The sequence below is a fragment of the Streptomyces sp. NPDC021356 genome (genome assembly GCF_040641015.1).
Taxonomy (GTDB): Bacteria; Actinomycetota; Actinomycetes; order Streptomycetales; family Streptomycetaceae; genus Streptomyces.
On the sequence record NZ_JBFACU010000007.1, the window covers coordinates 55912 to 70743 of the forward strand.

Consider the following 14832-nt stretch of genomic DNA (forward strand, 5'->3'; position numbering starts at 1 on the left):
CCACCGCCTGTACCACTCGGTCGTACCACTGTCCGAACCATGTACCAGTGTCCTGTGCGCGGGCCAAACCCAAAGCGGAAGACGAGAACGACATACCTACTGGTTCCACTACGAACCGGTCACGCACCCTCGACAGACCAATGTGAGAGGGGTCACCCTGTCATTCATCCACGCGGGGAGGCATGGATGGGCAGGAACCGCAGAACACTTCCGGAGGAGCTTCTGCTGCTGGCGCTGGACCCGACCACGGGTACCACCGCACAGCCGCAGTCGCTCGACCTGGGTCTGGCCGGAGCACAGCTAGTGGAGCTGGCGCTGGCCGGACGGATAGCCCCAGACGGGGATCGTATCGCCGTGGTGGTACCACGGCCGACAGGAGATCCGACTCTGGACTGCGCGTTGGAGTTGCTGCGAAGGCGCGGCGCTCCGGTACGGGCCGTCCACTGGATCGGCGGGCCCCGTCTCGGGCTCCGCCAGACCTACCTCTCGCACCTGGAACGGTGCGGCATGGTGCACGCCGTGGCCGGCCAGATGTGCGGGGTGCTGCCGACGACTCGCTATCAGGCCACGGACAACGCGATCAGCCGGGAGATCCGGTCCCGGCTCGATTCCGCGATCCGCACCGGCGTCCCGCCGGACCCGCGGACCGCGGCGCTCGCCGCGCTGGCCCACGCGGTCGGACTCGGCAAGCACCTGTATCCGGGCAACGAGGGACGCTCGTCGCGTTCCCGGCTGCGGGACCTGATCCGCCACGACCCGATGGGCGGTCTCGTGGCGCACGCCGTGATGGACGTGCAGAACGGCGTGGGGGCCCAGCCGCGCCGCGGTCCGGCCTCGGCCGGCGGGCGGCAGGCCACGGCGGGCGGCAGGCCCGCGCCGGAACCGGCCCATGGCGTTCCGATGCAGCCGCAGCGCGGTGGCATCGGCTCCATGGCCCGTGCGGTGGCGCACTGAGCCGCCGCGGCAGCAGAAACGTCACGCGACACGAAGTGGCGGAACGACCGACCTGAGCGCCGCACCGCAGTCCCCGGACCCGGTTCGGGAGCCGCTGGTCCGGGCGGGGTGGAGGGATCACCGGTCCCTCCACCCCGCCCGGCCGTTCACCACGGCCCCGAACCGGCGCGCAGGCGCCGCACATCCGGCGTTTCCCAGCGGCGAGAAGCACCTTGGTGGCAGTCTGCTCAGCAGCAGATACGCAAAGTAGAGGCATGCAGCCGGAGGTGCACGTCCCGTGGCGTCCAATGTCAATCCCACCGTCAGGCGGCGCCGGCTGGGCCAGGAGCTGCGCAGGCTCCGCGAGCTCAAGGGCATGACGGCCGAGGAGGTGGCGGAGCGGCTGCTGGTGTCGCAGTCGAAGATCAGCCGCCTGGAGAACGGCCGGCGCAGCATCAGCCAGCGCGACGTCCGCGACCTGTGCGGGGTCTACGAGGTGGCGGACCACCGGGTCGTCGATTCGCTGATGCAGATGGCCAAGGACTCGCGCCAGCAGGGCTGGTGGCACTCCTTCGGCGACATCCCGTACAGCGTCTACATCGGCCTGGAGACGGACGCGGCGAGCCTGCGGGTGTACGACCCTCAGGTCGTCCCCGGCCTGCTCCAGACCCGGCAGTACGCGGAGGCGCTGATCGCCGGGGCGCTGCCCGAGACGGCGCCCGCGGACATCGAGAAGCGCGTCCAGGTGCGGATGCGGCGGCAGGAACGAATCTCCGCCGCCGAGAACCCGTTGCGCCTGTGGACGGTCCTCGACGAGGCCGCGCTGCGCCGGGTCGTCGGCAACCGCTCGCTGATGCGGGAGCAGCTGGAGCACCTGGTCGAGCAGTCGCAACTGCCGCACGTGACGGTCCAGGTGATCCCGTTCGAGATGGGCGCGCACCCCGGGCTGAACGGACAGTACGCCATCCTGGAGTTCCCGGACACGGCCGACTCCAGCGTCGTCTACATCGAGGGCGTCACCAGCGACCTGTACCTGGAGAAGGCCAACGACGTGCAGAAGTACAGCGTGATGTACGAGCACCTGAGGGCGCAGGCGCTGAACGTGGAGCAGTCGCGCGAGTTCATCGAGAAGGCCGCGAAGGACTACGCGCGCTGAGGACGGCGCACAGTACACCGCCAACGCTCTTTTTCGGAAGAGCCGTTGGAATATGCCATCCGGTCGAGTGAACGATCACTTCACCTGTCGAGGCCGGCGAGTAGCGTCGATCACGCCATCGAGCAACACCGTTGGCCCAAACCGCGCTGTGGGTTCCCCGAACGCGTCGTGCGGTGACAGCAACTCAACCCCTCACTCGCAATCCGGAGCAGAAATGGCAATTCGTCAGGGCGCCACGGAGACGTGGACCAAGTCCTCGTACTCCACGGGCAACGGCGCGTGCGTCGAGGTCAAGTCACCGGTCGTCGCCGCCATGGCGGTCCGGGACTCCAAGGTCCCCGAGGGCCCGGTGCTCGGCTTCCCCGCCGACGCGTGGAACTCGTTCGTGGCATCGGTCAGGGCGTGAGGGAGGCCCCTTCCGGCCTTCCTCCCGCGTCGTGACAGACAACTGAAGAGCACAGCAGGCGCGAGCAGCACCGCGAGCGCCGCACGGAAAAGCCCCCCGGCCGGTTCGCCGTCCTTGCCGAGAGGGCTTTTTCGTACCCTTTTCGCACCCCTTCCCCGCTTCGTCCCGTGTCTCTTTCACATCCCCTGGCGTTCATGTAGGTGAACCAAGGTCAGCAGCCCGAACATCTTTACTCGCTCTTGACCTTCCGCTTTCTTGTCGTGCCCGCGTAACCGATCCCACGATGAGCGGGCACTTCGCGGCCTTCCTCGCCCCTACCCCGCTCAGGCGAAGTGCCAACCAGCTGAGCGGCGTTCACAAGGCGGACCCTGGAAGGGGGCACATGAACAGTCTCGACTGGGCCGTGCTCATCGGCTACTTCGGAGTGATGGTCGCGATCGGCGTCTGGTCGCACAAGCGGGTGGGCGACGTCAGCGACTTCTTCACCGCCGGCGGCAAGATGCCCTGGTGGCTGTCCGGCATCTCGCACCACATGTCGGGCTACAGCGCGGTGCTGTTCACCGGATACGCGGGCATCTCCTACACCTACGGCGTCACCTCCTTCGTCACCTGGTCGTTCCCCATCGCGCTGGGCATCGCCATCGGGTCGAGGCTGTTCGCGCCGCGCATCAACCGGCTGCGCTCCCGCCTGCACGTGGCCTCACCGCTGGAGTACCTGAAGAACCGCTACAACCTCTCCACCCAGCAGGCCCTCGCCTGGTCCGGGATGCTGCTGAAGATCGTGGATGTCGGCGCCAAGTGGGCGGCGATCGCGACCCTGCTCTCCGTCTTCACCGGGATGAGCCTGAACCAGGGCATCCTCATCACCGGCGCGATCACCGCGGTCTACTGCACGATCGGCGGCCTGTGGGCGGACGCGCTCACCGAACTGGGGCAGTTCGTCATCCAGTTGCTGGCGGGCGTGTCGATGTTCGTGGCCGTCGTCCTGAAGCTGAACGACAAGGGCATCGGCTTCCTCGGCGCCTGGGACGAGCCCGCCCTGCACGGCCACGGCAAGCCGCTGGTCGGCCCGTACGGCACCGTGTTCCTGCTGGCCTTCCTCTTCATCAAACTCTTCGAGTACAACGGCGGCATGCTCAACCAGGCCCAGCGCTACATGGCCACGGGCAGCGCCCGCCAGGCCGAACGCTCGGCGCGGCTGTCGGCCCTCCTGTGGCTCGTCTGGCCGGTCGTCCTCTTCTTCCCCATGTGGATGTCGCCGCTGCTGGTCCACGCGAACAAGCCCGACGGCTCCGACTCCTACGCCCTGATGACCGAACAGCTCCTGCCGCACGGGCTGCTGGGCCTGGTCATCGTCGGCTTCTTCTCCCACACGATGGCCATGTGCTCCTCCGACGCCAACGCCATCGCCGCCGTCTTCACCCGGGACGTGGCACCCGTGCTGTCGCGGCGGGCACGGGGGTGGGGCGCGCGCAGCGGCCTGGTCGCCGCCCGTGTGACGACCGTCGTCTTCCTCGGCCTGTCCATGGCGGTGGCCACGCAGGTCGACTCCCCCGCGTTCAAGGACATCATCACGGTCGTCATCAAGTGGGTCGCCGGGCTCATGGGGCCGATCGCGATCCCGATGATGCTCGGCCTGCTCCGCCCGTTCCGCCGCTCCGGCCCCACGGCCGCGCTGACCAGCTGGGGCCTGGGCCTGCTGGCCTTCTGGCTGGTGAACTACCCGGTCAACTGGAACGTCGAGGGCGGCGTACCGCTCCAGTACCAGGTGTCGATCCCCCTCGCCGTCTCCCTGGTCCTGTACATCGTCGTCGGCTACGTCCGGCCGGAGGACACCCCCGAGCGGCTCGCGGTCATCGAGCGGGTCAACACCGACGGGGACGGCGGCTCGGCGGGGGCTGCCGCGGTACCGGCCCCGGCGGGCGCGGGCGACGACGTGATCGGCCCCCGGCCGTCCTGACCGATCCCTCTAGGTACCCCGCGGATACCGGGCCAGCCAGCCCGGAGCCGACCCGGCCGGCCCGTGCAGCGCGGCGCCCTGGGTCATCTCCATCGCGAAGTCGTCCGCCAGGACCAGCAGGGTGGGACGGCCCTCCAGCTCGACCAGCCAGGCCGGCGGGAGGGCCGTCTCGCCGTGCAGGGCCCCGAGCAGGCCGCCGGTGAGGGCCCCGGCCGCGCCCGAGGGACCGCTCTGGTTCACCGCCAGGCACAGGCCGTGCCGTACGTCCTCGCCGACGAGCGCGCAGTACACCGCCACGGCCAGCAGTCCCTGCGCGGTGCCCTCACCGGCCAGTTCCTCCACCCGCGCGGGGCCCGGCATGCCCTGGCGCACCGCGCCCAGCGCGTGCTGCAACGCGTCCGACACCGGCTCGTGGCCGGGCCGTACGGCCAGCAGCGCCAGCGCCTTCTGCACGGCGGCGTCGAGCCCGTCACCGCGGGCGAGCGCGTGCACGATCACGGCGTACGCGCCTGCCGCGAGCCAGGCCGAGGGGTGCCCGTGGCTCTGCGCGGCGCACTCCACGGCGAGCTGCACGACCAGCTGCGGCTCCCACCCGACCAGCAGCCCGAACGGCGCGGACCGCGCGGCGGCCTCCGGTCCCGCCTCGCCGGGGTTCTTCGGCGCCTGGAGCGTCCCCATCGTCTCGTCCCCGAACCCGCCGAGCAGCGCCCGCGTCGGCTCCCGCCGCGCGTACAGCCACTCCTCGCGGGCCAGCCACCCGTCGTCCTCGCGCCGCTCGTCGGGCCCCCAGTCCCGCTGGGTCGCCGCCCACCGCAGGTACGCCCGGTGCACGTCGGTCGGCGGGTGCCAGGCCCCGGCGTCCCGCCGCACCTGCGCCCGGATCAGCCCGTCCACGGAGAACAAGGTGAGCTGGGTGAGGTGCGTGACGGCCCCGCGCCGCCCGTGCGCCGGGACGAGGTCGACGACACCCTCGGGCCCGTGCGCCGCCCGGATCTCCTGGAGCCCGAGCCCGTCCACCGGCGCCCCGAGCGCGTCACCCAGCGCGCCCCCGAGCAGCGTGCCGCGCACCCGGCCCCGGAAGTCCTGCTGCTCGGCACGCCCCCAGACGGCCCCGGACGTCGTACCCACCCAGACCTCCTCACGGCACCGTCCGTACGTACGACGCTCGGCACTGTAGTCGAAGGGGAACCGTGTGTTCAGGGTCGGTCGAGTTCGGCCCACACCGTCTTCGCACGGGCCGGCGCTTCCTCCACACCCCAGCGGTCCGCGTACGCCGCGACGATCCGCAGACCCCGCCCGGACTCCGCCTCCGCCTCCCCCGCCGACGCCTCCGCGACCTGCGGGAACCGGTCACCACGCGCGTCGGTCACCTCGATCCGCAGCATGCCGCCGGAGTACCGCCTCAGCGTCAGCCGGAAGTCCCGGCCCGCGACCCGCCCGTGGAACACCGCGTTCGACGCCAGCTCCGCCACGACCTGCACGGCATTTTCGAACGGCTGTCCCCAGTCGTCGAGTTGCCGCTCGGCCAGCAGCCGGGCCAGTCGCGCACCTCTTCGAGTGGCGGACAACTGCACGACGAAATGGTGCGTGGCGGGAGTGACCCCGGGGAGCAATTCCTGACTCATGTCACCCAGCGTGGCCGCCCGACCCTACGCTGAACAGTCACGAACCCGGTACGCGGAGTTACCGTCCGGACGCTCACCGGGGTCGTACGGCTCGTACGCCAGGAGGGGAAGGCCATGGAGGACGAGGAGGCCGAGGCCGTACTCAGGACGGTCGGCCGGCAGATCAAGATGTGGCGCGAGACCGCCGGGCTCAAGCAGGCGGAACTCGGCGCCGCCATCGGCTACGGCGAGGAGATGGTCTCGTCGGTGGAACGCGGACGGCGCGTCCCCAAGCCCGACTTCCTCGACAATGCCGACCAGGCACTCGGCGCGGGCGGCAAGCTCTCCGCCATGAAGAAGGACGTGGAGGAGGCGCGCTACCCGAAGAAGGTACGGGACCTGAAGAAGCTGGAGGAGGACGCGGTGGAGTTGGGGGCGTACGCCGGCCTCCACATCCACGGGCTGCTCCAGTCCCCGGAGTACGCCCAGGCGCTGTACGCGATGCGACGGCCCGCCTACACGGAGGACGAGGTCGAGCGCCTCGTCGCGGCGCGCATGGCCCGGAAGGCCGTCTTCGAGCGCGTGCCCAGGCCGCTGATCACCTTCGTCCAGGAAGAGGTGACCCTGCTGCGGCCCATCGGGGGCAGAATGGTGTTGCGCCGCCAGCTCCAACACCTGCTTGAGATCAGCAAGTTGAGGCACGTATCGATCCAGGTGATGCCGACGGATCGGGAGGATCATGCGGGCATGATGGGTTCGTTGCGGGTACTGAAGCTCCGGGACGGCAAAACACTGGGCCACTCAGAGGGGCAGTTGTACGACCGTGTGATCAGTGACCCGCGGGACGTCCAGATCCTGGAGATGCGCTATGGAATGATCCGGGCGCAGGCCCTCTCGCCCGGCGAGTCACTGGCCTTCATCGAGAAACGACTGGGAGACCTGGCATGACTGCCCTCCACTGGTTCAAGAGCAGCTACAGCGGCAACGACGGCCCCGACTGCGTCGAAGTGGCCCTGGACTGGTTCAAGAGCAGCTACAGCAGCAACGAGGGCCCCGACTGCGTCGAGGTCGCCATAGCCGCCGCCCCGGCCGCCGTCCACGTCCGTGACTCCAAGGCCAGGGACGGCGACCAGCTCGCGTTCGCCGGGAGCGCCTGGGCGGAGTTCCTGGGCTTCGCGGCGCGTCGCTAGCTACAGCTAGTCGACGACCACCACCCGCGTCCCCTTCTCCGCGAACCCCCACAGGGCCGCGCCGTCCTGCTTGCCGGTGCGGACGCCGCCCGTCTTGATGCCCTCGGCGACCGGCGGCGGCGAGGAGCCGTCGACGGCGTTGCTGAAGGCGACGAAGACGCCCGACTTGCCCGCGAAGTACATGATGTGCTCGATCTCCACCCCGTCCGAGCCCTTCGTCGGGTCGGCGACCCGCTGGGAGATCGCGTAGGCGCCCGGGTCGGGGCTGACCGTGCCGGGCCAGACGGGGAAGGTGCGGGACGGCATGCCGCGCTCGTCCATCAGCCAGACGCGTTTCTGGCCGAGGGAGTAGACGACACGGCGGCCCGTGCCGGAGTCGGACGGGGGCGCGGGCGGTGCCGTGTGCTTGGGGGAACCGGCCCCGGGGTGCTTGCCCGCCGAGGCCGACGCGCTCGGGCGGGCGGGCGCCGCGACGGGGTGCTCGCCCTGGTCCGCCTGGGCCGCCAGCACCCCGACCGCGACGACCGCCGCGGCGGTCAGGCCGCTGACCCAGGCCCACGAAGGTATTCGGGCAGGCATGGGCACGCATCTCCTCGGCTACTCAGCTGTTCGGCCCCGGGAACCGTCGGCTCATCGTACTGTGGGCCGCCTCCCGCGCGGTTCAGTCCAGGACGGGCAGCAGCTCGGGCAGGTGGCCGTCGGAGGCCGCCGCCGCTCGCTGCCGCTCCTCGGGGACCTCGCCGTAGAGCGTGGTGCGGGGCCTCGCGGGGCGGCCCGCCGCTTCCGCGACCGCGATGAGGTCCTTGACCGACTTGTAGGAGCCGTAGGAGGAGCCCGCCATGCGGGAGATGGTCTCCTCCATGAGGGTGCCGCCCAGGTCGTTGGCGCCGGAGCGGAGCATCTCGGCGGCGCCCTCCGTGCCCAGTTTGACCCAGCTTGTCTGAATGTTGGGGATCCAGGGGTGCAGCAGCAGGCGGGCCATCGCGGTGACCGCCCGGTTGTCGCGGACCGTGGGGCCGGGGCGGGCGATCCCGGCCAGGTAGACCGGCGCGTTGGTGTGGATGAAGGGGAGGGTGACGAACTCCGTGAAGCCGCCCGTCTCCTGCTGGACGCGGGCCAGAGTGCGGAAGTGGCCGAGCCAGTGGCGGGGCTGGTCGACGTGGCCGTACATCATGGTCGAGGAGGAGCGGATGCCCAGTTCGTGCGCCGTCTTCACGACCTCGATCCAGGTCGCGGTGGGCAGCTTGCCCTTGGTCAGGACCCAGCGGACCTCGTCGTCCAGGATCTCCGCGGCCGTCCCGGGGATGGTGTCCAGGCCCGCTTCCCTCGCCGCCGTCAGCCATTCGCGGATCGACAGGCCGGTGCGGGACGCGCCGTTGACCACCTCCATGGGCGAGAAGGCGTGCACGTGCATGCCCGGGACGCGCTCCTTGACCGCCCTGGCGATGTCGAAGTAGGCCGTGCCGGGCAGGTCGGGGTGGATGCCGCCCTGCATGCAGACCTCCACCGCGCCCACGTCCCAGGCCTGCTGGGCGCGGTCGGCGACCTGGTCCAGGGAGAGGGTGTAGGCGTCGGCGTCCGTGCGGCGCTGGGCGAAGGCGCAGAAGCGGCAGCCGGTGTAGCAGACGTTGGTGAAGTTGATGTTGCGGGTGACGATGTACGTCACGTCGTCGCCGACCGCCGCCCTGCGGACGTCGTCCGCGATCCGCGTGAGAGCGTCCAGCGCCGGACCGTCCGCGTGCAGCAGGGCCAGGGCCTCGGCGTCGGTCAGCCGCGTCGGGTCGGCGGCGGCGGTGCGCAGGGCCTCGCGGACGTCCGTGTCGATGCGCTCGGGTGCCATGCCGGGCGCCGCCGCCTCGCGCAGGGCGTCCCAGTCGCCGTAGACCTCGTCGAAGTCGGCACGGCGGTCGGCGGTGCGCCCCTCGGAGTCGATGGAGGTGTGCAGGTCGGTACGGCCGGACGCGGTGAACGCCTCGTCCGGTTCCTGCCAGGGGCGGCCCTCGACGGTCGCGTCCTCGCGGGCCAGACCGGTGGCGGGGTCGGCGAGGGCGCTCACGTGCGGGAGGAGGCGGGGGTCGAGCCAGGGCTCGCCCCGGGTGACGAACTCCGGGTAGACGCAGAGCCGTTCGCGCAGTTCGAACCCCGCGGCGGCGGAGCGCTCGCGCAACTGGTCGATCTGCGGCCAGGGACGCTCGGGGTTGACGTGGTCGATGGTGAGCGGGGAGACGCCGCCCCAGTCGTCGATACCGGCCGCGATGAGCCGTTCGTACTCGCCGTCCACGAGGTTGGGCGGGGCCTGGAGGCAGGCGGAGGGGCCCATGATGTGCCGGGCGACGGCGACCGTGGCGACCAGGTCGTCCAGTTCGGCGTCCGGCATGCCGCGCATCGCCGTGTCCGGCTTGGCGCGGAAGTTCTGGATGATCAGCTCCTGGATGCCGTGGTGGGCGCGGGCGACCTTGCGCAGCGCGAACAGGGACTCCGCGCGCTCCTCGTAGGTCTCGCCGATGCCGATCAGGATCCCGGAGGTGAACGGGACGGAGGAGCGGCCGGCGTCCTCCAGGACGCGCAGCCGTACGGCGGGCTCCTTGTCCGGGGAGCCGTGGTGCGGGCCGCCGGGCTCGGACCACAGGCGCCTCGCCGTGGTCTCCAGCATCATGCCCATGGACGGCGCGACGGGCTTGAGACGCTGGAAGTCCGTCCAGGACATGACGCCCGGGTTGAGGTGCGGCAGGAGGCCGGTCTCCTCCAGGATGCGGACGGAGATGGCGCGGACGTAGGCGATGGTGTCGTCGTAGCCGTGCGCGTCGAGCCATTCGCGCGCCTCGGGCCAGCGGTCCTCGGGCTTGTCGCCGAGGGTGATGAGGGCTTCCTTGCAGCCGAGTTCCGCGCCGCGGCGGGCGATGTCCAGGACCTCGTCGGGGGACATGAACATCCCGTGTCCGGCGCGGCGCAGCTTGCCGGGGACGGTGACGAAGGTGCAGTAGTGGCACTTGTCCCGGCACAGCCGGGTCAGCGGGACGAAGACGCTCTTGGAGTAGGTGATGACACCGGGGCGGCCGGCGGCCTCCAGGCCGGCGTCCCGCACCCGGGCGGCGGAGGCGACGAGGTCCTGCAACCGCTCGCCGCGGGCCTGGAGCAGCACCGCCGCCTCGGCGACGTCGAGGGCGACGCCGTCCCGCGCACGTTTGAGGGCGCGACGCATGGAGTTCTCGGTGGGGCCGGTTCCGGAGGTCGCGGAAGTCGTCATCCTCCGAGCATACGATCGCGTTGACCAGGGGCGGCGGGGGTGGGCGCGCGGGGAGCACGCGGCGCGGGGGTGGGCGCGCGGTGTGGGGGCAGGCACGCGGTGTGGGGGCAGGCACGCGGTGTGGGGGCAGGCACGCGGTGTGGGGGCAGGCACGCGGTGTGGGGGCAGGCGCGCGGCGAGCGCGCGGCGCAGGGGCGGCGGGACTCGCACGGATCCGCTCGGCCGGCGGCGGGGACCCGCACGGTCCCGCTCGGCCGCGCGGCGGGGGCCGCGTGATCTGCCGCGCCGCTCCCCTCGGCGCGCTCCCGGCCCATGGCGTTGCCGTGCGGGCCGTACCCCTGGTCCGGTCCGGCCGCACCGCGATCCGTTTCCCGGCACCGGCCCGGCGAAGGTCTCGGCCCGGCACCGCTCCCAGGGCCGGGCCGAGGCCCTAGGCTGACCGCCCATGACCCGCCACAGCGAGCTGAAGCACCGGGTGGTCACCCGCTTCCAGCGGTACGTCGCCAACCCGGTCAACCGGCGCCTGCCCTCGCAGACCCTGCTGGAGACCACCGGCCGGGTCTCCCGGCTGCCCCGCCGCACCCCCGTGGGCGGACGCCTGACGGACGGATCCTTCTGGATCGTCTCCGAGTTCGGCCACCGGTCCCAGTACGTCCGCAACATCCAGGCCGACCCGGCCGTCCGCGTCCGCATCCGGGGCCGCTGGCACCACGGCACCGCCCACCTCCTGCCCGACGACGACGCCCGGGCCCGGCTGCGCCGCCTGCCCCGGTTCAACAGCGCGGCGGTACGCGCCTTCGGCACGGATCTGCTGACCGTCCGGGTGGATCTGACCGACTGAGGCGCCTCCGCAAGCGGAGAGCGTGTGTGGGCCTTGTGAGACCGGGCATCACGGCCTGTGATCGCTGTCTCCCGGAGCTGACGCATCTGCCATGAACAAGGCAAACTGGCCTCTCGGTGATGGAAAGTTCGGCAGCGGCCAGGGAGCAGCGATGGACGGTGTACCGCGAGTACCGGAGCAGCGGCGTGCCGAGCGGTCGGCGGCGCTGCGCTTCTGCGTACTCGGGCCGGTGCGCGCCTGGCGCGGCGAGGAACCGCTGCCCACCGGCTCACCGCAGCAGCGGGCCCTGCTCGCCGCGCTGCTGCTGCGCGAGGGGCGTACGGCCACGGCGTCCGAGCTGATCGACGCCCTGTGGGGCGAGGAACCGCCGTCGCAGGCACTGGCCGCGCTGCGCACGTACGCGTCCCGGCTGCGCAAGGTCCTCGATGCCGGGCTTCTGGTCAGCGAGTCCGGCGGATACGCCGTACGCGGCCTGGGCGAGGGCGCGCTGGACCTCGGGGCGGCGCAGGACCTCGCCACGGAGGCGGAGAAGGCCCGGGCGGCAGGGGACCTGCACCGGGCGCGGACGCTGCTCGACCGCGCGCTGCACCTGTGGGACGGCGAGCCGCTGGCCGGGGTGCCCGGCCCGTACGCCGAGGCCCAGCGGGTGCGCCTGCACGAGTGGCGGCTCCAACTGCTGGAGTCCCGCCTCGACATGGACCTGGAACAGGGCTGCCACAGCGAGGCCGTCTCCGAACTCACCGCCCTGACCGCGGCCCACCCGCTGCGGGAGCGGCTGCGCGAACTGCTGATGCTCGCGCTGTACCGCAGCGGCCGGCAGGCGGAGGCGCTGGCGGTCTACGCGGACACCCGCCGGCTGCTCGCCGACGAACTGGGCGTGGACCCGCGCCCGGAACTGCGCGAGTTGCAGCAGCGGATCCTGCGCGCCGACCCTGCCCTCGCCGAGCCCTCCGCACCCGCCCCGGAACCCTCCGTCACCCCCGTGCGGCCCGCCCAACTCCCGGCGACCGTTCCCGACTTCACCGGACGCGCGGCTTTCGTCGCCGAACTGGGCGCCATGCTGGCCTCGGCCGACGGCCGGGTGATGGCCGTGTCGGCGCTGGCCGGGATCGGCGGCGTCGGCAAGACGACCCTGGCCGTCCACGTGGCGCACCACGCCCGGACGGCCTTCCCCGACGGCCAGTTGTACGCCGATCTCCAGGGCGCCGGGCAGCGCGCCGCCGAACCGGAGACGGTCCTCGGCTCCTTCCTGCGCGCCCTCGGCACCGCGGACTCGGCGATCCCCGACTCCCTGGAGGAGCGGGCGGCCCTGTACCGCTCCGTCCTGGACGGCCGCCGGGTCCTGGTCCTGCTGGACAACGCGCGCGACGCCGCGCAGATCAGACCCCTGCTGCCGGGCACGGAGGGCTGCGCCGCGCTGGTCACCTCCCGGGTGCGGATGGTCGACCTGGCGGGCGCGCACCTGGTCGACCTGGACGTGATGAGCCCGGAGGAGGCCCTGCAGCTCTTCACCCGCATCGTCGGCGAGGAGCGGGTGGCGAGCGAACGCGAGGCCGCCCTGGACGTGGTGGCCGCCTGCGGCTTCCTGCCCCTCGCCATCCGCATCGCCGCCTCCCGCCTCGCGGCCCGCCGCACCTGGACGGTCTCCGTCCTCGCCGCCAAGCTGGCCGACGAACGGCGCCGCCTGGACGAACTCCAGGCGGGCGACCTGGCGGTGAAGGCCACCTTCGAACTGGGTTACGGCCAACTGGAACCGGCCCAGGCCCGCGCCTTCCGCCTGCTGGGCCTCGCCGACGGCCCCGACATCTCCCTGGCGGCGGCAGCGGCCGTCCTCGACCTGCCCGTCGAGGACACCGAGGACCTGCTGGAGTCCCTGGTCGACACCTCCCTCCTGGAGTCCGCCGCCCCCGGCCGCTACCGCTTCCACGACCTGGTCCGCCTCTACGCCCGGGCCTGCGCCGAACGCGACGAACGCCCCCCGGGCGAACGGGACGCGGCGATGTCGCGCCTGCTGGACTTCTACCTGGCCACGGCGGCGGGGGTGTACGCGATCGAGCGGCCGGGGGACCGGCTGGTGGACCACCTGGAGGAGACGGCCGTCCCCGGGCTGGTCTTCCCCGATCGCCGCGCCGCGCAGGACTGGCTCTACGCCGAGGCGGTACCGCTTCTGGCCTCCGTACGCCAGTCGTCGGGCGGTACGACGCTGCGCCGGGCCGTCGACCTGCTGTGGGCGGCGGTCGACCTCGCCGAGTCGGGGGCGAACTCCAAGGAGTACGAAGCGGCCGGGGCGGCCCTGCGCGACGCGGCGCGGGCGGCCCGCGACAGCCGCGCCGAGGGGCGGGCCTGCCTCGTGCTGGCCAACGCCCGCCACTGGTCGGGCCAGTTCGGCCAGGCCGACCTGGAGGCACGGCAGGCGCTCGCCCTCTCGGAGGCCGCCGCCGATCCGCTGCCGTGCTGCTGGGCGGCGAACATCCTCGGCGCCTTCGCCTTCTACCAGAGCCGGTACGCGGAGGCCGAGGAGCACCTGGAGCGGGCCATCGCGGACTTCCGGGCCTGCGGCGACCTCTCCGGCGCGGCGGCGGCACTGTGCAACCTCTCGCGCCTGCACCTGCAGACCGGGCGGGCGGACAGCGCGGTGGACCTGGCCCGGCAGGGCACGGAGATGTACGAGGGGCTGGGCCATCTGCTCAAGGCCGCCAACGGCCATTACGCGCTCGGCATGGCGCTCGGCAAGAACGGCCAGCCGGCCGACGCCACCGCGCACCTGCGCCAGGCCCTGCACGTCTTCCGCACCAGCAGGCAGCGGCTGTGGGAAGGCATGACCCTCTTCCGGCTCGCCGAGGTGGACCTGCTCGCCCAGCGCCCCGCACAGGCGGCGGCCAACGCCGAGATGGCCCTGACCCCGCTGCGGGAGATCGGGGGCGAGTGGCGCCGCGGGAACGTGCTGACCCTGCTCGGCAAGGCACTCGACGGAATCGGCCAGGCGGGCCGGGCCCGGGTCTGCTGGCAGGAAGCGCTGGAGATCTACGAGCGGTCGAACTCGCCCGAGGCCGCGGACGTGCGGACCCTGCTGGCGCCCGCGCACGCGTCCTGATCCGCGTCCGGCGCGTTCATCGAACGTTTATCGCCGCACGGCATGCTCGTCGTTGCCGGGCCGTCGCGTCGGGGGGCAGGCGGACCGGCGGGGAGACCGGCTCACTCGCGATCTAGAGTGGGCGGCTCCAACGGCCCATCCGGGCACACTCGGGGGAGTGACCGGATGGGCCTCCCACAGCTTGTACGCGACCTTCAAGGGGAGGCACCACCACCATGAGCGACGCCACCAAGGACGAGCCGGTCGTCAAGCCGGACAACACCCACATCACCGACGCCGCGGCCGGTTCGGAGATCAAGCCGCTGAACACGCACATCACCGACGCCGAGGCCGGCACCGAGGTCAAGCCGCTCAACACGCACATCACGGACGAGAAGGCCTGACCGACCGGAGCCACACGG

13 protein-coding genes are annotated in these 14832 nt (G+C 72.0%); 9 read left to right on the top strand and 4 right to left on the bottom strand.

Going from position 1 to position 14832, the window contains the following annotated elements:
* Positions 1-186 precede the first annotated feature (186 nt).
* The 4 genes from AB0G56_RS11080 (at position 187) to AB0G56_RS11095 (ending at position 4455) form a co-directional block, all read left to right on the top strand.
* The gene (locus AB0G56_RS11080; RefSeq protein WP_360966989.1) at positions 187-954 is read left to right on the top strand and encodes a GPP34 family phosphoprotein; all 768 of its coding nucleotides are present in this window, start codon (positions 187-189) and stop codon (positions 952-954) included.
* 277 nt (positions 955-1231) lie between these two features.
* A complete protein-coding gene (locus AB0G56_RS11085) occupies positions 1232-2089 on the top strand; it encodes a helix-turn-helix transcriptional regulator (protein WP_360966992.1) in 858 nt (285 codons plus the stop codon).
* Between the two features lie 214 nt (positions 2090-2303).
* Positions 2304-2495: a DUF397 domain-containing protein gene (locus tag AB0G56_RS11090; RefSeq protein WP_360966995.1), complete on the top strand. Its 192-nt coding sequence runs from the start codon at positions 2304-2306 to the stop codon at positions 2493-2495.
* Positions 2496-2877: 382 nt separating this feature from the next.
* Positions 2878-4455, top strand: coding sequence for a sodium:solute symporter family protein (locus tag AB0G56_RS11095; RefSeq protein ID WP_360966998.1), 1578 nt, complete (start codon positions 2878-2880; stop codon positions 4453-4455).
* A gap of 9 nt (positions 4456-4464) precedes the next feature.
* Here the strand turns inward: AB0G56_RS11095 and AB0G56_RS11100 are convergent, their stop codons facing one another.
* Positions 4465-5583, bottom strand: a complete 1119-nt coding sequence (locus tag AB0G56_RS11100; protein WP_360967001.1) for an ADP-ribosylglycohydrolase family protein — start codon at positions 5581-5583, stop codon at positions 4465-4467.
* Positions 5584-5651: 68 nt separating this feature from the next.
* Entirely contained in the window at positions 5652-6080 is a 429-nt protein-coding gene (locus AB0G56_RS11105) for an ATP-binding protein (RefSeq protein WP_360967003.1), read from the bottom strand.
* 114 nt (positions 6081-6194) lie between these two features.
* Between AB0G56_RS11105 and AB0G56_RS11110 the strand changes: the two genes are divergently transcribed.
* Together AB0G56_RS11110 and AB0G56_RS11115 are read left to right on the top strand one after the other, a co-directional pair.
* On the top strand, positions 6195-7007 hold the full coding sequence (locus tag AB0G56_RS11110) for a helix-turn-helix transcriptional regulator (protein ID WP_360967006.1): 813 nt from the start codon (positions 6195-6197) through the stop codon (positions 7005-7007).
* Complete coding sequence (locus tag AB0G56_RS11115) at positions 7004-7249, top strand: DUF397 domain-containing protein (protein ID WP_360967009.1); 246 nt, start codon at positions 7004-7006, stop codon at positions 7247-7249. The genes AB0G56_RS11110 and AB0G56_RS11115 overlap by 4 nt, the downstream gene beginning before the upstream one ends.
* 6 nt (positions 7250-7255) lie before the next feature.
* Here the strand turns inward: AB0G56_RS11115 and AB0G56_RS11120 are convergent, their stop codons facing one another.
* Entirely contained in the window at positions 7256-7828 is a 573-nt protein-coding gene (locus tag AB0G56_RS11120; protein ID WP_360967012.1) for a hypothetical protein, read from the bottom strand.
* Positions 7829-7910: 82 nt separating this feature from the next.
* Complete coding sequence (locus AB0G56_RS11125) at positions 7911-10496, bottom strand: bifunctional FO biosynthesis protein CofGH (protein WP_360967014.1); 2586 nt, start codon at positions 10494-10496, stop codon at positions 7911-7913.
* A gap of 445 nt (positions 10497-10941) precedes the next feature.
* On the opposite strand from AB0G56_RS11125, the gene AB0G56_RS11130 reads away from it, so the two are divergent.
* From AB0G56_RS11130 to AB0G56_RS11140, 3 genes are all read left to right on the top strand, one after another.
* The gene (locus tag AB0G56_RS11130; protein ID WP_360967016.1) at positions 10942-11337 is read left to right on the top strand and encodes a nitroreductase/quinone reductase family protein; all 396 of its coding nucleotides are present in this window, start codon (positions 10942-10944) and stop codon (positions 11335-11337) included.
* Positions 11338-11488: 151 nt separating this feature from the next.
* Positions 11489-14431, top strand: coding sequence for a BTAD domain-containing putative transcriptional regulator (locus AB0G56_RS11135; protein ID WP_360967019.1), 2943 nt, complete (start codon positions 11489-11491; stop codon positions 14429-14431).
* A 215-nt stretch (positions 14432-14646) separates the two neighbouring features.
* Positions 14647-14814: a hypothetical protein gene (locus AB0G56_RS11140; RefSeq protein ID WP_360967022.1), complete on the top strand. Its 168-nt coding sequence runs from the start codon at positions 14647-14649 to the stop codon at positions 14812-14814.
* The last annotated feature ends 18 nt before the right edge of the window (positions 14815-14832 follow it).